The sequence below is a fragment of the Mucilaginibacter sp. genome, from assembly GCF_039207105.1.
Classification (GTDB): Bacteria; Bacteroidota; Bacteroidia; order Sphingobacteriales; family Sphingobacteriaceae; genus Mucilaginibacter.
In genome coordinates, this window is the sequence record NZ_JBCECK010000004.1 from 59,656 (window position 1) to 83,508 (window position 23,853).

19 protein-coding genes are annotated in these 23,853 nt (G+C 47.6%); 11 read left to right on the forward strand and 8 right to left on the reverse strand.

The window, feature by feature from the left end:
* Positions 1 to 1,305: 1,305 nt before the first annotated feature.
* Genes AAGC65_RS01750 through AAGC65_RS01780 form a run of 7 tightly spaced genes read right to left on the reverse strand, consistent with a single transcriptional unit; the run spans position 1,306 to position 6,628 of the window.
* Entirely contained in the window at positions 1,306 to 2,454 is a 1,149-nt protein-coding gene (locus AAGC65_RS01750) for a type II secretion system F family protein (RefSeq protein WP_343110680.1), read from the reverse strand.
* Positions 2,441 to 2,950 carry a hypothetical protein gene (locus tag AAGC65_RS01755; protein WP_343110681.1) on the reverse strand — a complete coding sequence of 170 codons (510 nt, stop codon included), beginning with the start codon at positions 2,948 to 2,950 and terminating at the stop codon, positions 2,441 to 2,443. Before AAGC65_RS01755 ends, AAGC65_RS01750 begins: the two co-directional genes overlap by 14 nt.
* Positions 2,943 to 3,305, reverse strand: coding sequence for a hypothetical protein (locus AAGC65_RS01760; protein ID WP_343110682.1), 363 nt, complete (start codon positions 3,303 to 3,305; stop codon positions 2,943 to 2,945). The genes AAGC65_RS01755 and AAGC65_RS01760 overlap by 8 nt, the downstream gene beginning before the upstream one ends.
* Complete coding sequence (locus AAGC65_RS01765) at positions 3,287 to 4,552, reverse strand: hypothetical protein (protein ID WP_343110683.1); 1,266 nt, start codon at positions 4,550 to 4,552, stop codon at positions 3,287 to 3,289. Before AAGC65_RS01765 ends, AAGC65_RS01760 begins: the two co-directional genes overlap by 19 nt.
* 2 nt (positions 4,553 to 4,554) lie before the next feature.
* Complete coding sequence (locus tag AAGC65_RS01770) at positions 4,555 to 5,160, reverse strand: hypothetical protein (protein ID WP_343110684.1); 606 nt, start codon at positions 5,158 to 5,160, stop codon at positions 4,555 to 4,557.
* The gene (locus tag AAGC65_RS01775) at positions 5,157 to 5,663 is read right to left on the reverse strand and encodes a hypothetical protein (RefSeq protein ID WP_343110685.1); all 507 of its coding nucleotides are present in this window, start codon (positions 5,661 to 5,663) and stop codon (positions 5,157 to 5,159) included. The genes AAGC65_RS01770 and AAGC65_RS01775 overlap by 4 nt, the downstream gene beginning before the upstream one ends.
* 8 nt (positions 5,664 to 5,671) lie before the next feature.
* The gene (locus AAGC65_RS01780) at positions 5,672 to 6,628 is read right to left on the reverse strand and encodes a hypothetical protein (RefSeq protein ID WP_343110686.1); all 957 of its coding nucleotides are present in this window, start codon (positions 6,626 to 6,628) and stop codon (positions 5,672 to 5,674) included.
* A gap of 647 nt (positions 6,629 to 7,275) precedes the next feature.
* Here AAGC65_RS01780 and AAGC65_RS01785 point away from each other — a divergent pair.
* The 4 genes from AAGC65_RS01785 (at position 7,276) to AAGC65_RS01800 (ending at position 17,062) form a co-directional block, all read left to right on the forward strand.
* Positions 7,276 to 8,193, forward strand: coding sequence for a hypothetical protein (locus AAGC65_RS01785; protein ID WP_343110687.1), 918 nt, complete (start codon positions 7,276 to 7,278; stop codon positions 8,191 to 8,193).
* A 171-nt stretch (positions 8,194 to 8,364) separates the two neighbouring features.
* Positions 8,365 to 11,901, forward strand: coding sequence for an RHS repeat domain-containing protein (locus AAGC65_RS01790; RefSeq protein ID WP_343110688.1), 3,537 nt, complete (start codon positions 8,365 to 8,367; stop codon positions 11,899 to 11,901).
* 33 nt (positions 11,902 to 11,934) lie between these two features.
* A complete protein-coding gene (locus AAGC65_RS01795) occupies positions 11,935 to 16,752 on the forward strand; it encodes a DUF6443 domain-containing protein (RefSeq protein WP_343110689.1) in 4,818 nt (1,605 codons plus the stop codon).
* Positions 16,739 to 17,062 (forward strand): hypothetical protein, encoded by a 324-nt coding sequence (locus tag AAGC65_RS01800; RefSeq protein ID WP_343110690.1) that lies wholly within the window; start codon positions 16,739 to 16,741, stop codon positions 17,060 to 17,062. Before AAGC65_RS01795 ends, AAGC65_RS01800 begins: the two co-directional genes overlap by 14 nt.
* A 722-nt stretch (positions 17,063 to 17,784) precedes the next feature.
* Here AAGC65_RS01800 and AAGC65_RS01805 read toward each other — a convergent pair.
* The gene (locus AAGC65_RS01805) at positions 17,785 to 18,603 is read right to left on the reverse strand and encodes a hypothetical protein (protein WP_343110691.1); all 819 of its coding nucleotides are present in this window, start codon (positions 18,601 to 18,603) and stop codon (positions 17,785 to 17,787) included.
* 346 nt (positions 18,604 to 18,949) lie between these two features.
* On the opposite strand from AAGC65_RS01805, the gene AAGC65_RS01810 reads away from it, so the two are divergent.
* From AAGC65_RS01810 to AAGC65_RS01840, 7 genes are all read left to right on the forward strand, one after another.
* On the forward strand, positions 18,950 to 19,084 hold the full coding sequence (locus tag AAGC65_RS01810; protein ID WP_343110692.1) for a hypothetical protein: 135 nt from the start codon (positions 18,950 to 18,952) through the stop codon (positions 19,082 to 19,084).
* A 63-nt stretch (positions 19,085 to 19,147) separates the two neighbouring features.
* Positions 19,148 to 20,797: an ATP-binding protein gene (locus tag AAGC65_RS01815; RefSeq protein ID WP_343110693.1), complete on the forward strand. Its 1,650-nt coding sequence runs from the start codon at positions 19,148 to 19,150 to the stop codon at positions 20,795 to 20,797.
* An 11-nt stretch (positions 20,798 to 20,808) separates the two neighbouring features.
* Positions 20,809 to 21,474 (forward strand): response regulator, encoded by a 666-nt coding sequence (locus AAGC65_RS01820; RefSeq protein ID WP_343110694.1) that lies wholly within the window; start codon positions 20,809 to 20,811, stop codon positions 21,472 to 21,474.
* Positions 21,475 to 21,552: 78 nt separating this feature from the next.
* Positions 21,553 to 21,843 carry a DUF3892 domain-containing protein gene (locus tag AAGC65_RS01825; RefSeq protein ID WP_343110695.1) on the forward strand — a complete coding sequence of 97 codons (291 nt, stop codon included), beginning with the start codon at positions 21,553 to 21,555 and terminating at the stop codon, positions 21,841 to 21,843.
* Positions 21,844 to 21,854: 11 nt separating this feature from the next.
* Positions 21,855 to 22,229, forward strand: a complete 375-nt coding sequence (locus AAGC65_RS01830; protein ID WP_343110696.1) for a hypothetical protein — start codon at positions 21,855 to 21,857, stop codon at positions 22,227 to 22,229.
* Between the two features lie 4 nt (positions 22,230 to 22,233).
* Positions 22,234 to 22,818, forward strand: a complete 585-nt coding sequence (locus tag AAGC65_RS01835) for a hypothetical protein (protein WP_343110697.1) — start codon at positions 22,234 to 22,236, stop codon at positions 22,816 to 22,818.
* A complete protein-coding gene (locus AAGC65_RS01840) occupies positions 22,818 to 23,828 on the forward strand; it encodes a DUF4407 domain-containing protein (protein WP_343110698.1) in 1,011 nt (336 codons plus the stop codon). The genes AAGC65_RS01835 and AAGC65_RS01840 overlap by 1 nt, the downstream gene beginning before the upstream one ends.
* Positions 23,829 to 23,853: the final 25 nt, after the last annotated feature.

The window sequence follows — 23,853 nt, forward strand, 5'->3', positions numbered from 1 at the left end:
AATAGATCAATTGTTGTACTGATCTAAGCTGCTCGATCAGATGGCAGTAGACCTTTTGAAGGTTATATTGAAGGTGAATAACCGATTTTGTAAGCGCCGGACATGCCCTTAACCAAGCTGCCAAAGCCAGGATAGAACACCTGGTGAAAAAAGTTCGCAGTTAGTGCCTACATGAACTATGCCGGGTTCCCCGGGTTCGAAACAGAATCCGGGCTGCGTCGTATCCCTTTGATATTTCTTTTTTAATCATCATCGATGTCATTGAAAACAGTTGTAAATAAAAGATAGGAGAGCAAAATTCTTAACGCTTAGTTTGATTTTACACCTGGCGTCATGTTCCTTCCTAAACATTTTGGGGTACAAAAGTTTAGGCAAACATTATTTCATCCGGGAGGGAAATCATTAAAAATATTTGATTATTTAAACACCCGGTGACAGTCATGCTAAAGTGGGGGGCATTGGTTATTGGGGACCTTCTATAATATGATTACAACGAAATATATATAATAGTAAAGAGGACGCGCAATACGGAAACTTTAACGATTCGACTAATAAATTTTGGCTCATCAATAAACGGCGATTTGTGGATATCTGTAAAAAAAACTGGGATGGTGTTTTAACAGGTCCGCTTGATTCACTTGACTTGGTTGAGCAAATGCGGCGAAATAGAATTGAAGATAGTTAAACATCAAAATTTATAATGAACAGCCAGGGCGTTCTTATTATCTACCAAATCTGACAGCGTTGTAGTCCCATCGTATTTTTGTTACAAATCAAACGCACTGTTAGGACTACTTATACATTTTCTAAGATCTTTTCTCATGAGTAGCCTATCGTTGATCATATTGATTGATTCGGTGTTCGAGCAAACATATACCTATGGAACTGCTGGCTCGTCTTCTGCGGCAGACGTAATAGGGGGCACTTCCATAGTATTAAATCGGTAACGGATGTTTCTATGATCATATAGACATCAACATCGTGTAAGTTCAAATATAGCTGACCCTTTTGGAATTATTTCTCGTCAAGGGAAAGAAGACCAGATTTTGCTTACTGTCAAAGCTGTTTTTTTGAGCTGCTTACTAAATTTGCTTGCAGTGATATTAATAGTATTTTCTTTGTTAGGGGTTAGTTCTTGGTGCTTCTAAAATCGGTATGTAACAAGGTATCGTTACAAGTGGCGTGAATATGCCAGTGATAATTATCCCCTTTCAGCCATGGTGAATAATGCTGACAAGTTCTGCAAAGTTGAAGAAATCACCGGTAACGTATAAGCTTACGTTTAGCTATTTAACTGGTGTCAAATTATTGGATGGTGTTGCTCAACTGGAACATCGGAAGATATATGGCAATCACGATGGTGCCGACAATCAGGCCGATGATGAGGGTGAGGACGGGTTGCATAACGTTGTTGAACGTATTGGTCTGGTAGTCGACGTCTTTGAGATACTGTTCGGCGAGCCTGCCAAAAAAAACGTCCAGCTTATTGCCTTCTTCCGCTATTTTGAGCTGCATGATCATTTTAACGGGATAAATCCGGAATGCGCGCAGGCTCTCGTTCAGCGAACGTCCCTGAAGGATTTCCTGTTCTACAGCTTCCAGTGAGGACTCTACAGGGTAATAACCAATGGTTTTGCGGCTGAGGCTGATGGCCCGGAGCAAAGGAATATGGGCGCTGAGCAGTAGCCGCATGGAATTGCAGAAGCGGGCCAGGTATATTTTCTGGACCAGGGCACCTACCACCGGTATACGGAGCACGATGGCTGAACTGATCTTCCGGAAGCGTTCCATTTTACGGATATACCACAACAGGCCGCCAAGACAGCCGGCAACAAGAAAGAAAGGAAGGGAGTACATTTCCAGGGCATTGGAGAGATCAACGATCTGCTGGGTGATCCAGGGCAGCTCACCGCCGAAACGCCGGAAGACGTCGCTGAACATGGGGACTACGAATTTAAGCATGAATAGTACCGCGCCCATCGAGGTGCAGAGCACGATACTGGGGTAGGTGAGCGCCGAGACCACTTTTCTCCGTTGCTGGATCTTATTCTGGTAATATTTGGCCAGGTCCTCCAGGACCTCGGTTAACCGGGCGGTTTCTTCGCCAATTTCCATACTATAGATCTCGTACAATGAAAATTTGCCGGTTTTTCCGAGCGCGGCTGAAAGCGATGCCCCTTTTAAAACGTTGTTTTGGACGCCCGTAAATAATGCCTTATCCGCCTCTTTCTCCTGACCGCCGGCGATCAGCTCAATACTGTTCTTCAGGTCGATGCCGGCATCCAGCAGCGAATAGAGTTCCAGGTACAGGTATTCCTTTTTTTTATCGCTGAGTTCTTTACTGCCGAACGTAATATCCTTGTTCATGAAGGCGAAGAAATCGAAGCTTTCGGTTTTCCGGTGTGGTTGCTGTTTTTTCTTTTTTTCGTACCTGCTGAGGTCAATGGATGGCATAGGGGTTAGCGTTAAAAAGGTTTGCGGAGCTGTATAATTTGTGATAATGGTACTGGATTTGTTGTTTTTCCAAAATAAGGGCCAGTTGCGCTTCATCGATCAGCCTGGCGGTGTCTGATGCTGTGCTGTCAATTTCCTGCTGTTCAAAGGCGGTACGCAGGTTGAGGATTTGTACCGGCAGGGTATCGGGTTTGCCCTGGTTCCGGATGACCCGGTCTCTTTGGAACTCGTATTGAATCGCGCCGCTGTCCAGTTGAAAGCGGATGAGGTGGTCTCCGGCAGTAATGCGCACAGCCCGGTTAAAATCCCTTTGCAATAATTTATCCAGCAGGATCACGGTCTGCATGTGTTTATTTTTCGTTGAAAAGGAAAGATACGAATGGGTCACAATGATATAGGCGGAATAGGTAAAACCGATCACAATAGCGGTCACTCCCATCGCGATGATGGTTTCCAGGAGGGTAAAAGCGGGTAGCTTATCGGGGCGCTTATTCATGGATCAGGACTTGTTGCAGTTTGGCTATTGGTTGTTGCTGGTCATCAATGGCGGTTAGTTGAATAACGATCAGTCCGGGCGCGGTGCCGTAGGGCTGAACGGTTTGTTCGATGCGGTACCCGTCCGCCTGTTCTGTGTGATTTTCGGCTTTTCCTGTGTTGATAGCGCCGGATAATGCTTCTTCCAGCGCGGCTTGAGCCCTCATTTTCTTTACCGAGAGCGATAAGCGGATAACATTGGCATAGATGGTCATGGCGATGCCGAAGACCAGCATGATGATGACCATCGCGATGACGACTTCTGTCAGTGAAGAGGCCCGAAGTAGGGTTCGATGCTTTATCGGGTTTCTAGCCATTGCAATATCTTTTGGCCGTTCGCCGATACCGGCGACATCGGGCTGATGAGAAAATAAGGTGACAAGGCGGGAGCATCAAAGGTAACCCCGATCAGGTAATTTTCATAGGCGGTAAAGTTGTTCTGATATAAGAAACGGGAGGTCATGACATTACCCTGGATCAGGACCTGATCCTTGAGCGATAGAATCCCCTGGGAATAGACCTGCCCCGTGATCCGGCTGCTTTTACCTAAACTGATGACCGGCGGTAGTTTGCCTTTGGTTTTCTCGTAGCTGAAAACTAATCCTTCCAACGCGGAATTTTCTCCAATGCTGATCTTTTCCGGAAAACCGATCACCGCTGAGGTGTCCCGTAGGACGCCAGCACAGGACGGATATTCCAGGCGGCAATTGGGGGCGATACTGATTGAGTCGGTAGCGAACAGCTGACAATTGCCGTGAAATCCTTCCCGGACGACAATGCCGGGAGCAAAGACTAGGACGTTTCGGAGTACAGCGCTGCCTTCGATGACCAGGGTGGTATCGGAATAGATGATCACATTTCCACTTAATTGCAAATCTTGCAGGCTGACCGCTTGTTTTCCTAATTTTACGATGAGTGGAGATACCCGGAACGAACGCCCAACCCGCTGAGTTTCCGGTAAGGGAAGAGACGTTCTTAGACCTCCGTTTTTCAGTTTAGCCAGGATCTGTAATCTTGGTTCAGACAGCAGGGGCAGCGTCCGTTCGCTGTTGCGGATCTTGCCCTGCACCAGTTTTTCATTCCCGGTGTAGGAATGGTTGTCCACATAAGCGGTTTTGACGCCGGCTTTGGGCAAATAAGCTTCACCTCGTATCGTGGTATTACCACTCAGGGAAAGCGGGCGATCTTCATCGATGAGATAAAGGGCGGACCATTTGGTCGAATCGATACGGTTGGCCATGCTAAATACCTCATATAAGGTATCGCGCTGGATGAACGCCTTGACAATACCGATGTCAAATATGCCCCAGGGATATTTTTGTAAGGATACAGAATCCTGCTCGTTATCGAAGAGACTGATAGGCTGTGCCCGGAGGTAACTGTTGTCCTGATCGCTGAGCAGGATATTGACCCCCGAACGGAGGTTATGCGCCAAACGGTCATGCCGGAATTTTTGCTGGTATTCAACCTTGTAAAAATAAGCGGAAAGGATCAATGCTGAACAAAGCAGGGCGATCACCAGCGCGATGATAATAACGATATATAAAGCGGAGGCCTTGAGCATGATCAGGGTTTGGGCGGCGGAGCCGCCTGCGGCTTTTTATGTTTTTTAAAAATATTGATTCGTTGCAGAAGTTTATGTGGTTTGGGCGGTACGATCTTTCCTTTTTTATAGCGCACCGTTTTGAGAGAGTCTGTTTCTAAGCCGGTGGTCAATGGTCCGTCCAACAGGTTATGATCATAGTACCCGGAGGTTTTCTCCTTGCCCTCCGTTGTGTAGAGGGTAAATGGGCCGGTTAGCCAACCTTTATCCCAAGTGACTATGCTCACAAGTTTTCCGGATTCGTTCCAGGTTTTCCAGATACCATCTTTCAGACCCCGTTGAAATGTTCCCTGCATCCTCAAATTCTTACGGAGATCATACTCCTGGTAGCTGCCGTGAAGCAACTGGCCGCTGTAGCCTCCCTGTAACTGATGGATAATGCCTCCCCCGAGCCAGTAATAGTTCAGATCGGGATAGGTTTTAGGATTGGAGGGGACAGCCTCGATGCCTGCCCGTATCGTTTTATCGGTATCGTTGATGCGGACCTGGGTATTACCGTAATCCGGCATTTTTTGGGCCATCAGGATGAGCGGGCTGCAGATAAGGAACAATAAAAGGGCTGATCTCATAAGGCAGCGGTATTGAGGGCGATAAACTTTGTTCGTCCCTGGTAATAGATTTTTACGGAATCTCTCATGTTTTTCAATAACTTAACCTGACCGGCACTTTCCCCTTCGCTGAGCATGATTTCTTTACCATTGACGGCAATAACCGCGATAAGCCTTTTGGAACCTGCGTTCCGCACATAGCCCCGGTAGTTGAAAATTCCCCAGTTGACAGCGGGAAACGCGGCTGTTACCGGAAGGGGTTTGGGGCTTATGGCTTTTACCTTGAGGGTTGCCGTATCCGGCAACTTTTCTACGGTCATACCGAAAGGGTCCCGGTAAGCGCCGTGTAATTTCGTCGTGTCTTTGGGTAATTTATAATCGTCGTAACGCTCCCTGTGCGGAGGTTCGGTAAAAGTGGTCGGTACCTGATCATCATTGAGCGCCGCGATGACGCGATAGATGATGGCTCCCCAGATCAAAACGGTCACGACAGCTAAAACATAAGTCATTTTTTTACTTTTCATCGCTTGGTTTACTGTAACGTAAAAGTCCTGGTCTCGCTGGCTTTCCCCTCATTACCCGCGGCATCGAGCGCGCTTACTTTCCAACTGATCCGATCACCGGTATTGCCGGAATTATAAGGGTAGGTGATAGCACTGACCGTAACGGGAAAGCCGGTGATTAAAGTGGTTCCGTCAGCCTGGTAGAGATATAATTTATATTTTACCGCGGTGCTGACGGCGTTCCAGGAGAGATTAACCGGTAAGCTGACCGTCGTGTTATTCTGCGGCTGGTTAAGGGATACAATGTCGGGAGCGGAGGCGTCAAAGGTCAGCTGGTTGATCGCGGACCATTTGGACTGGCTGGAGTCGCTTTCCGCCCTTATCCGCCATTGATAGGTCTGTTCTTTCGGCAGCCGAAAGGTAAATTGCTGGCCGGGCAGGACCTGGTCGCTGACCAGGGCGTCTTCTTTAATAAAATTATTGGTATCTATCTGCAAATGGTAGCTCGTCGCTTTATAGAGACTTCCCCATTTAAAGGTAACGGACGGTAGGGTGACTACCGTATTATTGGCGGGGCTGGAAAGGACCGGGGTCTGGTTAGTCAGGCTTGAGGCGAGGATGATCAGCGTCCTGGGGGTACTGAAAGCGGTTTGGGTGCTGCCATTCTCGGCCCTGACACGCCATTGATAGTTACCCGGGTCAAGCGTTTGTGTAAACTTGGTGTCTTTGACCAGGGTATCCAGCACCAGTCCGCCGATAGAATCGAACCGCTGGGTGACCACCTGCAGGCGGTAATACAGGGCGTCTTCCACATCACCCCACCAAAAATTGACCGAATAGCTCGTGCTCTGGTAATTGTCGCCCGGGGCATTCAGTATCATCGCTCTTTTAGTGATGGAGGGCTCGATAAACTCTTTACAGGATGAAATGATTTCGATCAGGAAAAAGAAAAAAATAAGGGAAAATGGTAAAAGTTTAAGTTTCATTATACGCTAAAATAATATTAGCACTGCAAAAATAATTATTTACCTGGCAATTCCTTATGATATTAAAAAATACCGGTTGAAATAACCGGAAAGGCAGGAGGTGACGCCTCCCGTGAACATTATATTTTTATATTTTGCACCATATAATATTTAGCTATATTTGACGACCTATTATTGATTCACTATGATAACCAAAACACCTTAACACGTCCGTGGGGCTCACCTTATCCCTGTCATGCCCCAAATCTATTTTTATTCAATTCACATTTATGCGGCTCAAAGGACCTGCCATCCCTGCGCTGAATAAGTCAATTTTAACATAAAAAGTTCACTGCACTGAAATTTTCTTTTTTGATATCTGCCCTACGTTATTCTTGTTAACAGGAGAATAGTGGTCTATTTCTATACAATAAGCTGGAATCAGTCGTATTGGTTACAAGTCTCTTCATATTTGAGAACGCACATGACTGCTAAAATCTTTTCAGGAATAAAATAGTACTTGCCGTAATATAAGAATAAGAACAATCAGCCGAAAACCCAGCACTTCAACAGCAATTAGTTGAGCAGAAGTCAGCGATTCAGGCCATCAAAGCCCAGCTGCAAATTTTAAAGAGCAATAAATAGCCGAATTCAATCCAAGCCATTATATGAAACATTTTTACATTTTATTTTTGATCATTTTTTTTATCGGGTCTAAACTTTATGCCCAAAACACTCCTTGGCAAACTAGCGGGCCAATTGGTATTGGTACGACAAGCACAAGCGCTGGTCCTAAACTCACCGTCCGAAGTGGGGTAAATGCCTTGCCGGCAACAACCGGTAATATTCAACCTGGAGCCGGGCTTCGCATCGAGGGTGGTGACAACGCGGTGATAGACTTTGGCACCAACAGCGTGAATACCTGGATTCAGGCTACTGACAAACTCGGGTTGGGATTAGCTTACATGCTGAGCCTGAATCCGAACGGCGGTTTTGTTGGGGTCGGAAAATCCAACCCGGCCTATACCCTTGATGTTAACGGAGTAGTCAATACAAATCAATATTTTACGTCAACAGGTGGCGTTTATACCAGTAATACATCCAATGGCTTCAACAGTGCTGCAGGAGCAGCTTACTTATCGTTCCGCAGTAATAATGTCGACAGCCGTATGGTGATTGATCCGACCGGAAACGTTGGAATCGGTACTACGGATCCAAAAGGATATAAGTTGGCTGTCAACGGATCCATGATTGCAACAGCTGTGACGGTGAAAACCTATGGCACCTGGCCCGACTATGTTTTTAAAAAGAACTATGATTTGCGTTCATTAACGGAAGTCAAGAACTACATCAATAATAACCAGCACCTGCCCGAAATCCCTTCGGCGGAGGAAATCACCAAAGAGGGGATTAACCTGGGTGAGATGAACAAATTACTACTCAAAAAAGTCGAGGAGCTAACGTTGTATCTGATTGAAAAAGACGAGAAAGAAACCAGGCAAAAGGCAACCATTGATAAACAGGGGAGAAGGATTGACAGACTCGAGCAGCAATTGCGACAGCTCATCAGCAAAGGCAAACAATAACCCGATTACTAGCTCAAATGAAATGAACCTACTTAACAATTGTAGCCTCATTATTTATTTCTACGCTCGCCCATACTCAACTGTTGAATCTGATGCAACAGCAGGAAGCGATAAAGAGGTCAAAGATTGAATAAAAAAATCGGGTAGTAAATAAAAGAATAAGATATCGACATGATAAAAAGTAAAGTTTTAGGGATTTGTATGGTGTTAATGACGACCATCGGCAGTCCTTGGTTCGTGTATGCGCAGGTCAAATCATCGCTGGCTGTTCAGCCCGGGTCGGGGGCTACCGCGGCTGATTATAGCAAGTTGACAGACATACTTCCCCCTTCTCCTGATGCAGCGTCACTGGGAAAATATGGTGGCCTGGATATAGGGCTGACTACGGGTGTGCTGAATATCAATATTCCAATATATCAATATGTTTCCAATAATTTAAAGTTACCGGTATCCCTAAGTTATTTCAGTAATGGGTTAAAGGTGGATGAGATCGCCTCCCGGGTGGGTATGTCATGGTCGTTGAATGCAGGTGGCGTAATTACCCGTACGGTAATGGGAGCCGCCGATGAAAAGGTTCAGCGACTGATCCCGCCGGAAGATTTCCCCCAAAGGACCCAAAATCTTATTAATTTTGTAGAAACCTTAAACGTCCGTGATGCCAATGATGCTGAACCTGATATTTTCTCTTTTAATTTTAACGGCTATACCGGAAAATTCTTGCTGGATGACAACCTTAACCCGGTTCCATTAAACCATTCCGCACTCCGGATCGAAAAGGATTTTTCCGAAACGGGCTCATGGAACTTCAAAATAACGACACCGGCGGGTGAGCAGTATTTCTTTGGTGGCGCTTCCGCCACCGAAACAACCAATAAATATCAGAGCGGTTGTGGTAAAAGCTATGCGTCCTTTGTACCGACTGCATGGTACCTGACACAAGTAATCCATCCCAATCGGGATACATTAAACTTCAAATATGACCATGTAGGCTATCTTTATAAGACAGGGGTTAACGAGGCAATGTATGCATATAGCGGGAATTTTTCTTTGCCTCAAGGGGCTTCCTACTCACCATCGGCGCCGCCCAATACTTCCTGCCTGTCCTGGTTACAAACCAATACGGTTTATCTGCAGGAAATTAACTCCACATCCGGTGGAAAGCTAAAGTTCTTATATACAGACCGGCCGGATATCGGGGACAAGCTTCTAAGCGCAATGGAAGTTTACCAGCGTGGTAAAGCTGTTCGTTTCAAATATTTTTCATTTAAATACCAAACTGCGAAAGCTTCAACTCTTTTTTCAAACGTTTATACAACTGCGGACACCTCTTTGGATAACCGTCCGTTTCTGACCAGAATATCAGAGTGGGATTCATCCGGTAGCAAGGCCAGAATACACGAGTTTTCTTATAACGGACTGGGTTTTCTTCCGCCAAGGTTATCTTACGCCCAGGACGCCTATGGATATTTTAACGGTGCGTACAATAGTACCACGCTGATACCCCAACCGGTTTATGATGAATGGCAACCCGCTCTGCCCGGTGCTACCGCCAACCGGAACTCGGATCCCGTGAGCGCGACCAGCGGGCTATTAAACAGGATCAAATATCCCACAGGAGGGTATGATTCCTTAGTTTATGAAGCCAATACAACTTATCAGCAACGCGTGGGTAATACGCCCAAAATAACTATCTATCTCACCGGTGTTGGAATTGACCAGCTTGCTCCTAATACCCTTACGTCGCCGCCGTTTCAACTGTCTTCGAATAAATCAGCAACGCTTCATGCCCAATGTGTTTATGACCCGCATTCCGGAAACCCGGTTGATGAATTGCATAACAAGTGCACGGTCAGTGTATTCGATATCACGGCAGGTACAACGGTTTTTACCCAGATTTTGTCGTTGGGGCAATCTATTAACCCTGATGCATTTTTATTAACCAGCGGCCACACTTATCAATTGCAGATCATACCACGTGGTGCGGGGGCTCAGGGTTCAGCCAATCTTTCTTATCCCGACGATACTTATGTGGCTCCATTTGAGAATGTGCCGGTGGCAGGCCTGCGCATCAGTAAAGTAATTACAACACCCGGAGATAATAGCGGCACGGCACAAATCAAACATTATTATTACTATAACCCTGAAGATCCGACCAAATCATCCGGCTCAAGGATTTTTATACCTCAGTTCGAAAAATACCTGCACGTGTATTCACAGAGTTTGACAAGCTCCGGGGGGCCTATCTGTGCCCCGACCATATACGATTACTACAGCATGTACTCGAACTCGCAAACGAATCTGTATGCTTATTCCACCCCGGTCAACTACACCTCGGTTTTGGAATCGTTCGGGGATAATTTTGAAAATGGGGGTGTTGAACATCATTTTCAACTCCAGGCGGATATACCCGGTCAGTCAATTTTGGGAGAACCTATGCCCAGTGCTCCGCTAAGTGATTACAGCTGGAGAAACGGCAGGGAATTCTATACCTATACCTTTAAAATGAATGGTAGCATCAAAGTTCCGGTTCAGAAGGTATTCAGCCATTATAAAGAGGATACCCGTGTCAACCAGGAATATAAATCCTATATTGTCAACAAAAAATATTCAGCAACCTGCGAGACATCTCCCCCCAACCAAACACAATTCGATGCTTATGACTTGATATCCTATTCGCACTTCTGTACCTGGGTCTACCCGGATACGGTAAGGACCTGGACCTATAATACTGCAGGCTCGGATTATATAGAGGACATTAACACCAGCGAATATGGTAACCCCGAACATGCCTTACTGACCAAATCGACGTCGATTGCTGGTGATGGCCAAATAAATACTATTACGTTAAACTATCCGCAGGATATAGCCCTTACGGGTGCAGAAGAAACGGCCCGCCTGGCATTGATCGCTCAGCACAATCTTTCCCCGGTACTTTTACGGCACACTACTAAAGGAAGTGCTGAAGTTTCCACGATAAAGACAAGCTACCTAATATACCCTAACGGACTGGTGCTGCCACATCTATATAATGTGAAACAAGGCAGCAATGTTGCCGAAGATCGGGTTGTTTTCAATGCTTATACGGATCATGGGCAGGTCCTGTCGGAGTCACTGATAAACGGGCCTTCCACGGGTTATATCTGGGACTATGACCAGCTTTATCCAGTAGCACAAATTAAAAATAGCGACCCGGCAGATATCGCCTTTACTTCATTTGAAGCGGATAATACCGGTAACTGGATAGTTGGATCGGCGCAGCGGGATAGTACTACCCTTGCAAAAACCGGGAGGTTTTCTTATCCGCTCTCCAATGGGCTGGTCAGCAAATCCGGATTAACAGCGGCAACCACTTATGAATTATCCTATTGGACGAAGAACGGCGCTCCTTTTACCATAGCCGGGACGATAAGCGGCTATCCCATCAAAAACGCTACCGTAAATGGCTGGACTAATTATATTCATCGTGTGAGCGGAGTGAATTCGGTCAGTATTTCCGGAACGGGCAACATAGATGAGTTACGGCTCTACCCGTTAAACGCTACAATGGTAACCAGTACTTATGAGCCGTCAATAGGTATGACCAGCACAACCGATGCAAAAGGCAAGACGACGACGTACGAATATGACAGTTTCCAGCGGCTGATGAATGTAAAGGATGAGAACGGAAACATCATCCGGCATATGGATTACCATTATCAGGGGCAATAATAAAAGTATAAATCTACAGACCATTATCACTCAATGAAACGATTTTTATTAACAGTTAGCGGCAGCCGGATGTATATCCGAAATATATTGCGGCAAGCTGCGATTACCGGAATACCTTTGCTGCTGATGCTTTTATGTCAACTGCGGATACATGCGCAGGTACATACGAATTCCGCACCGGGCGGGGGAAGCAATGCTCCTGGGCCGCTTACACCTATTGCCGGCCAGGCGTCAGTACTTCAGGGATCTTCGTATCCTTATCACACCATTGGGGGAGAGGGCGCTACCGATTTTAACTGGTTTTTAATCCCGGCTAATGCCGGAACGATAAATGCGGTTTTTGGATCGGCGCAAATAGCCTGGAGCGCTACATATTCGGGGCCTGTAGTCATTGGCTGTAAAGCTACCAATAGCTATGGTGCGAGTACCAGCGCACCGCTCACAGTACATGTATACGCACCGCTAGTGAGTGGAGATATCAGTCCGGTTACTCAAAAAGCTTTTTCCGGTGGGTCAACACAGACTTTGACCGCTGCTGCGGCCACAGGCGGTGACGGTAACTACAGCTATAAATGGCAGTCCTCAGCTAACGGATCTGGTTGGTCAGACGTTGGAGTCTCCAGTTTAAATTATAACCCGGGAGAACTCACCGCCACCACCTATTATCACCTGGTGACCACCAGTACGGGAACAGCAGTAGCCAGTAATACAGCTACGGTAACGGTTTATCCGCAGCTGGTATCCGGAAATATCAGTCCCGCGAATCAAACGATCAGTTATGGAGGGGCGGGGACGCTTCAAGGCGCCGCGGCTACGGGGGGCGACGGATCTTATAGCTATAATTGGCAATGGTCGCCCAACGGTTCTTCGGGCTGGCAGGATGTGACGCCGGCGGTTAATGCGCTGGAATATAAACCGGCTAACCTGACATCGACGACCTATTATCATATGATTACTACGGATATGGGGGCAAATGTGACGAGCAATGTTGTTGTGGTGACGGTAAATCCACCGCCTGCCGTAGTACCGGGTGCTTATATCCAGGGATCGCAAACTATCGCTTATAACGGGACAGCCTCGCTGTCAATCGGACCGGCAAGCGGTGGTACAGGAACTTACAGTTACCAGTGGCAACAGTCAACGGACGGCGGGTTAAGCTGGCCGGCAGTCGGTACAGGACAGAGCTTCAGTTCAGCCTCTCTGACCTCAACGACGTATTATCGGGTCTTGATTACGAGTGGGAGCCAAAGCGCGACGAGCGCGGTGGCCACGGTAACGGTAAACCCTCAAAATCCACCAACGGGCGGTGGTACCGGCGGGACAGGGACCTGCACACCCGCTTCGACCGTGCCGGTCCTGGTAACGGCGCCGATGAGCGGAGCTGCTAACTCCGGAGAATATTATAGCTACAGCGGCATTATATTAAGCACGGGATTCAGCTTTACAGCAACAACGAGCTGTGACGATTTTCATGCCTATGCGCTGAGCCCGGACTGTCAGCCGCTCGCGGGGAGCTTAAGCAGTGATAAGAACTTTATCGTGACGACGATACCGAGTAAGAGTGGGATGAAGCAAAATACGGACCTAGCGGGTCGAAGCACCTGTGAGCTAATGCAGACGGCTCAGTATTTTGACGGTCTGGGACGTCTGTCGCAGACGATACAGGTGAAGGGCAGCACGCTGGGTCTGGATGTGGTGCAGCCAGTGGTCTATGACCAGTTTGGCCGGGAGGCGGTCAAATACCTACCTTACGCGGCTTCGGGAACAGCGGACGGTAAATACAGGAGCAGCGCTTTGACGGACCAAATGGGTTTTTACGCGCCCCCCTCATCAGGTGTTGCTACCAATGCTAACCCCTATTCGGTGACTGGTTTTGAGGCCTCCCCGCTGAACCGGGTGCTGGAGCAGGGTGCTCCGGGATTGGACTGGCAACTGGCGTCGGGGCATACGCAGAAGATCGTGTATATGACCAATAATGTAACAGCGTTTGCCGGTTCCGATACAGCGACCAGCACCCTGGCGGCGATGTACATAGCTACCTCGAATCCGAACGGTAGCCGGACACTGAAGCGTGGAAACGGGACGGACATCAACTATAAAGCGGGCCGGCTGTATGTGACCGTGAGTAAGGATGAGAACTGGAAGAGTGGTCGAGGCGGTACGACGGAGGAGTATAAAGACCAAGACGGGCATGTAGTACTGAAGAGGACGTTTAACTACGCCGGTGGTATTTTACAGATGCTGTCAACGTACTATGTATATGACGAGATGGGTAACCTGGCTTATGTGCTGCCCCCGGGGACGAATCCTGACGGCGCAGGCATACCGGTTTATACGGGGAGCCTGGGATATACTTACCGTTACGATGAACGGAACCGGCTGACGCAGAAAAAGATTCCGGGAAAAGGCTGGGAGTTTACGATCTATAATAAGCTGGACCAGCCGGTGCTGAGCCAGGATAGCGTGCAGCGAACAATGAACCAGTGGACGGTGACCAAGTATGACGCGCAGGGCCGGGTGGTGATGACAGGGTTGTGGAACGCTGGCTCGGTGAAGGCCTTATCGGATTTACAGGGACAAATCTATGCGGCGGATCAATGGGATAAAGCGGATAAGAATGCCGATGTGGTCACTTACTCGTTGGGTTATCGGGTGACGAGTTACCCGGCGCTGAGCAAGGTGCTGACGGTGAATTATTATGATGATTATCAGTTCCCGCAGTTGCCTTTCACCGCGAGAATAGCCAACACGATGGCCCAGCCTACAGGTTTGCTGACCGGGAGCAGGACAGCGGTGCTGAATACGATCGGCAACACGGCGCCGGATATGCTGTCGTCGGTGCATTACTATGATGATAAGGGCAGAGAAGCCCAAAGCTATCATCAGCATTACCTTGGGGGGGTGCTGACGGCGGGAAATTACGATGTGGTGACGACATCGTATACTTTTTTGAATACCGATTCGGTGGTGGTGCGCCAGCATTATACCTCAGCCAATGCATCCGTTGCCAAACTAACGGTAACGACAAGTTACGATTATGACCATATGGGCAGGCGTACGAATAGCTGGGAACAGATTCAGAACGGAGGCCAGAGCCCCGACACGAGAGTGCTGGTATCCAGGTCTGATTATAACGAGGTGGGCCAGGTGAGTGTAAAACATTTGCACAGTACAGATCAGGGAGGGAGTTTCCGTCAGGATGTGGCCTATGCTTATAATGAACGGGGCTGGCTGTTGTCGGGCACGTCGCCGCTGTTTAATATGTACCTGTACTATAATACAGGAACAGGGGGCAAGCAGTACAACGGGAATATCGCCAACCAGCTATGGCAGACGAATGGCGGGGCGACGAATGTGTATACGTATACTTATGACCAGCTGAACCGTTTAACCTCGGGAATCTCGACAACGGGCAATAACGAGACGGGGATCAGTTATGACGCGATGGGAAATATTAAGGCGCTGGCACGTTATTCGGGTAATGTGTTAAGCGACCAGCTGAGCTATACGTATGCTGCGGGCTCGACCCAACTGCAGCAGGTGACGGACGCTTCGGGCAGTGACGCTGGACAAAAGAATGGTACGGCGATCTATACTTATGATGGTAACGGTAACCTGAACTCGGATAACAGTAAAGGGATCACCTCGATTACTTACAACCTGCTGAATCTGCCGCAGTCGATCGCGGGCATGGGTATGACGTATGTATATGATGCGACGGGCCGTAAGCTGAGACGCGTAGCGGGACTGTCGACAACGGATTACATCGACGGAATCGAATATGATGGTACGACCTCGACGGCACCGGCACTGAGTTTTATCCAGACGGAGGAAGGCAGGGCTTTACCGAATGGCGTATCGGCGTACAATTACGAGTATACGTTAACGGATCATTTGGGTAACTCACGGGTGAACTTTGATACGGGTTCGGGTGTGGCAAGACAAGTGCAGGCGGATGATTACTATCCGTTCGGCATGGATGTGGCGATAGGTAGTAAGCCGAGTACAAAAAATAACTATCTTTACAATAAGAAGGAGTTGCAGGATGGAGTGAACTGGTATGATTATGGCGCAAGGTTCTATGATCCTGTAATTGGGAGATGGACTACTGTAGATCCAAGTGCAGACGAAGAAGACCAGGAATCAGATAATCCATACATTTATGTTGCAAACAACCCAATTTCCCGTACAGATCCAGATGGTAAAATATGGGGACAGGTTATAGGGGCAGTCGTAGGTGCTGCAGTTGACTATGGTACACAAGTATATGCAAACTATCAGACTAATAGCACCCTACCTCAAAGTCAACGGAGTAACCCATGGACGAAGAATATAAATCTTGTATCTATAGGAACATCAGCACTTGAAGGCGCTTTGACGAATGGCGAAAGCGCCATAAAAAGCGTAGGAACCAAACTTGCAATAAAAGTAGGAGTAGCCGCTATAAATAATACATTGGAGATAAAAACATCTAATGAGGGGCTGAAAGTAAATGTGAATACAGATGTTGTAAATGTTGCAAAAAACGCCACAGTTGATTTAGTTGCAGGTGCTGTTACTTCAAAAATTGGACAAGGAGCGAAGTATGTTGGAGACAAGGTTGGAGGTAAAACAATAAATAAAATTGCCAGCAAAGTGACAGTTAGTAGAAGTAGAGTTGCCAATGCTTTGAAATCGACTGGCTTAAATTCCAGAGTAAGAAGTGTAATTGGTCAAGAGATTAGAGAAGGTCAAAATGTTTTGGCAGGAGAAATTAAAAACGTTGTAGGAACTGTTACTACCGGCGTAGTTAATGGTAAAACTAACTCATCATTGAACGGACTTAAAGACAATACAAATGTTAAACCGTAATAAAAATAAAATTATTTTGACAGTTAAAATACTGCTAATACAGAGCTTTTTGCAATCCTGTGTTAATAGCAACAATGATTATGAGCAGCTTCAAAAAAATCCGGTTAAAACAAAGGCAGTGATAATTAATAAAAAGTATTACTTGCCAAACAGTCCCGTATCTCACGAATTTTACTATTATTATCAGTTTGATATTGGTGGAAGAACCTTCGTTGGTAATTCGGGAAGTTCTCATTTTAAAGTGGGTGACTCCATAGAAGTAGAATATTTAAAAACGAATCCTGAAATAAATGCTATATTTGACAAATAGGCTTTATCCGATGTCTCTGAATGTGTTTGACTTAGGACAGCGGATAAACAAATTGAGTTGTAATAAGTTAATATGGTCTTAGCGTTTAGGATAAATAGCTAAATTCACAAAAGTAGGATTTAACTATATGATTAAAGGTATTGAGTTTGACCATAACCCTTTACGTTTGCAATTCGTATCCAGCGTGTACCGCTTTAGATGCTGAAGCGGTACCAACAAAAAATAGCACAGTCATAACATATTGTAAAAAGGTTGATCTTAACAATACCTGTAATAATGGCTAATAACGACATAAATCATGATGGCTGGTTAGATGTAAGTGTTTTGTTTAAGTAAGTCAACTATTGTGATAAAGATGGTAATGAAAATGATAAGCCCATATCACAGGATCGGATAGTGAAGAATATCTTCTATAACACAGTATTGAAAAACTGGAAATAACAGCAAAGCCCGACACCGACCGGGCTTTTTTGGTTAATGTGTAAAGGCTTTATCTGTTTTACTATAAGCCAGGGCCATATCCATAAAGTAATATACGTTATCTTTTCCCCATTAGGGAGCTTCAATATCTTCCAGTCTACACACTAAATTCTTATCTATAATCAAATGGTCGGACTGTACAATCCGGTAATCTAGGGTAACATTCAGGGCATAGCCGCTATATAATAGACAGGGTTATTTCATCACGCTCATATTAGAATGGTCATGATATCAGTGAAATTTCAGTTGGTAATGTGGTAGACATATTTTTCCAGAATGTGTACAGACATGGGCAACAGTCGTTTATTGGTGTCTAACGGGTGGATGCCGGAACATGTAAAAAACTCTACGCGGCCATTGTGCTTGGCGTACCAGACTTTTCCGATAGAATGCAGTGTCAGGGTATCCGGCTGGGTTATCTTCCGGAAAGTTTGTATAAGCTGCTGATTAACCGGGTATGCCGTTGTGTTTGCCGGTATCTCCTTACAGTTGGTAGCTTCGTAATGATCAGCCGCCCAGATCATGCACCCCAAGGCGTGGTTTACTTTGTTATGATCCCAGAGCAGATAACCTGCCGTTAGAACGAGCAAGGACGCCAGGGCATAGAAGATCGGAAGGTAACGACGCACTTTCGCTTTGGTGATCGTCGGCGGATCTTCCCCAGGTGTTGTCGGCCGCGGGGGCAATTGAACGGATTTGTCGGGAATGGTCAAATCATGATGAAAGGGCCGCGGCTGGAAATCGATCAGCCAGGCCAGCAGGCTGATGTTTTTAAAATCGGTGTAGATTTCCCGGTCATTCAGGAAATTATTCAAGGTCCGGAACTTTTCCGCGCTGGAGATTTCAATGGCCCTGATATAGGCTTCCCGGTTATCTTTCTTGCCGAAAACAGCGCGAAGCATTAATTCGTCTTTAGGGTCAAATCGTTCCGTACAAACGTGGAGGGCATGCGCTTTCAGGTTCTTCCGGGTGGGGGATACCAGTTCCTGCGGCAATAGGCGTGCCTCTGCTTGTTGATCGAAGTTTTCGAGGACCAAAATTCTGTAATTATCCTGGGTCATTTTCAGCCAGATTGATGGCTAAAGCTAACAGTTTTTTTTAAACCGGCCAACATTTCCGGAATTAGGGTGGAATCGCTCCGGAATTGATGGAAGTTCCGTAATCGCTTGATAAAAAGTTGATTGACTCGTTTTATGTTTGCTGCAGAAATCGATTCGAACGATTTCTGCGAGCGGGGAGAGCGGTATCTGGTAACCGGCCTGGGAAGCGGTTTAAGGCTTCCGTGATCTGCGCTCAAACTTCCCAAAAAACTATAAGAGGCGCCTCTTATGCGGTCGGCAGATGGTGCTCCGGGGATAGTCTCCGGGGCAGGCTGCCGGATTTAATCACCTTTTAAATTTTAAAGAAATGTTTGAGCTTTTTTGGGCGCTCTTTCTGGCATGTTCATGCCCGGCGCAACCACATGATAATAACGGTACGGTAACTACGCAAAATGATACCGGAGGAGATGGCGGACATATACCTCCGCCCCCGATTCATTAATAATTAAAAACAGGCACCCGCAGCGGTGCCTGTTTTTTTTGTATCTTGGTTTCAAAAATCAGCATGAAGAAACTGCTGTTATCCCTGCTCCTTATCCCACTGCTGTTTTTTTCCTGCCGGAAACAGGAGAATCAAATGGTGGCCGATTACGGCGCCGCTTATCATCAGGCTTATCAATTGCTGGAGGTTAACCGGGATTCTGCCTTTTTACATTTTAACCGCCTGGCGGAAAATACGAAGGACAGGCGGGTGGCGGCCCTGGCCGCTTATAATATGGCCTTGATCCAGTCGGATGCTGGAGATCATTACGGCGCGCAGGAGAGTTTGACAATGTCTCTGAGGTCGCTTGACGAGCGCAGGCCGGAAGACCGCGATTACCTGGCTACAGATTTCAATGAGCTGGCCATGAGCAGCTACGCGCTGCGGGAGTATGCTGCTTCGCTTGCATATTGCGAGCAGGCGCTTAGTTATACAAGGGCGCCCGAATTATTGCAGTATATCTTAACGAATCAGGGCAATGCCTTTCAAAAGCTTCAAAGGTATGGGGAGGCGCTCGCCAGTTACCGGCGGGTGATTGCGCTTTGCGACCGGAAGGGCACGGTATACGCGCGTGCTTTGACGAATCTGGCTACGACTTTATGGCTGAGGAACCGCCATTATGATGCAGCTCTGGATCTGTGCGGGGCGCTTGCTATCCGGGTCAGGGAAAAGGATACCTGGGGACAGAATTCGAGTTTTGCCCACCTGGCTGATTTTTACATGGTTTCCCGTCCGGATTCCGCTTTGTATTATGCAGATAAGATGCTGGTGATGGCGCGGCGGCTGAAAAGTGCCGATGATGAACTGGAGGCCTTGCAGAAGCTGGCGCGGTTGGCTAACCCCGTGGCAGTCAGGCCTTATTTTTTACGTTACCAGGCGCTTAGTGACAGTTTGATGTTTGCCCGCAAAGCGGCGAAAAACCAGTTTGCCATGATCCGGTATGATACGGAAAAGAATAAAGCGGACAACCTGCGTTTGCAGCAGGAAAATACGACAAAAAAATACCAGCTGACTGCATTGATCGGGCTAATCGCGTCTGGTACAGCCGCGGGTATCTTCCTGTTTCGGATAAGAAGGGAGCGCATGAAGCGGGCAGCCGATCAAAGGGTGCAGGAAACTAAACTGCTGCTTTCCAGGAAGGTCCATGATGTGGTCGCCAATGGTATTTACCGGGTGATGAATGAGGTGGAGTATGGCGAGCAGCTGGTCAGGGAAGATTTACTCGACCAGTTGGAAACCATGTACGAGCGGTCGCGGGATATTGCGCATGAAAGTGATCAGCGGTCTGAGCGTCCTTTCAGTGCGGAGATCGCGGAGCTGGCGGGTGCTTTCAAGAGCAGGTCGATCCGGCTTGCAGTGACCGGTAATGAGGAAAGTCTTTGGCAAAAGGTCAGTGACCCCGCCAAGGCGGAGCTTATTCCTGTTTTACAGGAATTACTGGTCAATATGCAGAAACACAGCGGGGCTGGCCGGGCGCATTTATCCTTTGATTCCGGAGGTGGTTATTTGCTGGTCACCTATCGGGACAACGGGATTGGGATTGCGGATATGACTTCCGGGGGAAGGGGGCTGAAAAATACGGTTTCCCGTATCCGGTCGGTCGGCGGTTCCATTACTTTTGCAAACCAGGCGGTAAAGGGCGTCCAGGTCCATTTAACGATGCCGCTTGTTTAATGCTACTACCTATGTTTGAAAACGTACTTATAGCGGAAGATCAGGAAATGATGAATTTATCCCTGCAGCGAACTTTGGGAGAGTTGGAGATCGGTAGGGTCGATCATGCCTTCTATTGTGACCAGGCTTTAGCCAAGGTCCGGAGTACACTGCGGAATTCCTGCGGCTATGATTTGCTGGTCACCGATCTTTATTTTGAAACGGAGGGTACCTCGAGGCAGATTCCAGAAGGAATGGAACTGATTGCGGAGGCCAGGGCTGTTCAGCCGGCTCTGAAGGTGTTGGTTTTTTCCGCTGAAAGTAGAGTGACCGTTATCCGTTCGCTTTTTGATGAATTTCATATCGATGGTTATGTCCGCAAGGCGAGGGGGGACGCCAGGGAATTGAAAGCCGCGCTGGAGCGGATATCCCGGGGGCGCCGGTTTTACCCGGTGGAGTTGCGGAGTATTTCCGCTCAGGAAAACCTCCATCTGTTCACGCCGTATGACAAGGTTATCATCGGGTTGCTGGCGGATGGTTATGCCCAGAAGGATATCCCGGCTCAGTTGGGGATCCGGGGAATCCGGCCTGCTGGTCTGAGCAGTGTGGAGAAGCGCCTGAACCTGATTAAAAGCGCGATGCGTTTTTCTAAGAATGAACAGTTGGTAGCCTTTTGCAAGGAAATGATGCTGATTTGATCCGTTTTACGGTTTCCCGTAAAAATAAGCGGTATTGCCCGGCTATTTTTGATCTGTCAATTAAAAAACAAGATCATTATGGCAACAAGGAAACAAATCAGCTGTATCAACAAAAGAGGAGATCATTACGATCCGCATGAGCGCATACAATACATTGGTGGCGTATATGCGGGCTCGCGCTGGAGATTAGCCGAGGATATCGCTATTTTCAATATCAGATATCAACTGGAGGAATATTTCGTCATGGTTGGCGGGAGATCGGTCGATGTACTTATCGCCGTTCATAATGGCCGGGAATATCTGAAAACCAGGGATGACGGATACGCGCCCAACAATCTGTTAAGTCTTCCGGAATGTCCTTCATTTTAATTGTTTGAGAGATGAAATATCGTTATTCGGCTGTCAATGCCGGCGGGAAACCACCTGGACGGTACCGGATGGCTCCGGCGGCGGGGTCAGTCGCGGCCGGTGTCCTGCCGGAAGAGGTACCTGCGCATGGCACTTATGGCGTGTTGCTGTTCGATCCGCGCTGGAAAGCGAAGCGTGCGGAAATCGTGTCGCGGGACGGAAACGCCTGTGTGATTTGCCGGGGCGAGGACGAGTTGCAGGTTCACCACCGGCAGTATCATTTTATTCTGGTCGCGGGCGCTTTTAAGATGCCCTGGGATTATGAAGATCACCTGCTGATTACGCTTTGCAGAAGCTGTCACCAGCGGGGACACAGTAAATTTAAAGTACCTACACTAAACCTTTGATACCATGTTTAATTTTTTCAAACGCGGCGCGCTGAATGGTGCCGGCCCGGAGACGCTCAACGGGCACGACAGGACGGCTGTACAGCCCTTGCCGGAGATTGAGGAGCGTGTGTTTATAGAGCCGGCTGCGTCGCCTGCGGGGCATTTTACGGCGCAGCAGCCGCCACCGCCCCGGATTGATCACAATATCGCGCTGCTGTATGCTTTCCTGGATCTCAATCACGAGGCGAAAGGTTATGATGATGCTTTGTTGAATCCGGACAGCAGTCACTTGGACCAGCAGCTGGAAGCGATCAGGAATGAGCTGATCCGGACGATTCAGAAAGTAAAAACCTTTTATGAGGATTTTATCGGAGAAACGGATTATCATATTTCCAGCCGCACCCGGGGCGGTATGGTGGACACGGTGGAGGAGCTGGAAATGAAAAAGAAGATCGCGTTGGGTCATATCGGAAAGGTACTGGCGATCGAACGGGATACGATGAACAATGAAGGTGATTGTAAGGGAATGCTGATCACGTATACCCGGGGGTTTAAAAACGGCCTGGCGGCGATATCTCATCACCAGATTTTAACGAGGAGGTTTTAATGAGAACAGATTGGTGGATCCGGTTCGGATGTTTTCTGACGGGTTATAAATACAGTATTTTGCAGGGTTGCAGCGAGGTGTCGCACCGGGCGGTGAAAAGGTATACGGCAGCCCTGCTGATCGTCAGTATCCTTTGGGCTTTTATTGGTTATTCGTTTGCCCGGAATTACTTACAGTGCAGCTCGTATTACAGTGTGTTGGGGGCCTTGATCTTCGTGCTGATCATTCTCCAGGTGGAGCGGCAGATCATCATGTCTGAAGGGAAGGGGAATCTCAAATACTGGGTTCGGGGAGCGATTGCCCTGATCATGGCGGTTATCGGTTCTGTGATCATCGATCAGATCATTTTCCGGGAGGATATCGCGCATCGGCAGCTTTTTGAGATCAATGCGCAGGTGGATTCGCTGTTACCTGCGAAGCAGGCGGAGCTGAAACGGCAGGTGGCAGATATCGATTCAAGCCTGGGTCAGAAGGAGGCGGAGCAAAAAAAATTAAAAGCGGAGGTGGATGAAAAGCCGACCGTACTGATGACCAATAGGGTAAGCCGGCCGGTTCAGAGCAGTTATACGACGATAGATACGCTGACCAAAACGCCGGTTACGCGGATGAGGACAACGAATCAGTTAGTGTATGAATCGGTGTCGGTGGAGAATCCTAAAAAATCAATGATTGTAGCGTTGGATCAACAGATCCGGGAGCTGCGGGAAATCAAAATGCGCTATGATGACCGGATCGTCAAGCTGCGGGAGGAGGTAGAGCAGGAGGCGAAGGCGAGTAACGGTTTTCTTTACGAATTGAAGCTGATGTATGAGATTTTAAGGGATTCGGTGCCGGCGCTGGTGGTCTGGCTGCTCTGGGCGTTCCTGCTGTTTGGTATCGAGGTGTTTATTCTGGTCAATAAGCTGACGCACGTGGAAACGGATTATGATGTGTGTATCGCCCATCATATGGAGTTGCATAAAAGAAAGCTGAAGCTGCTTGCCGGACAGTTGGAGGCTGTCGGAGGCTGAGTGGCGGATGTAAGTGTCAGTCTTT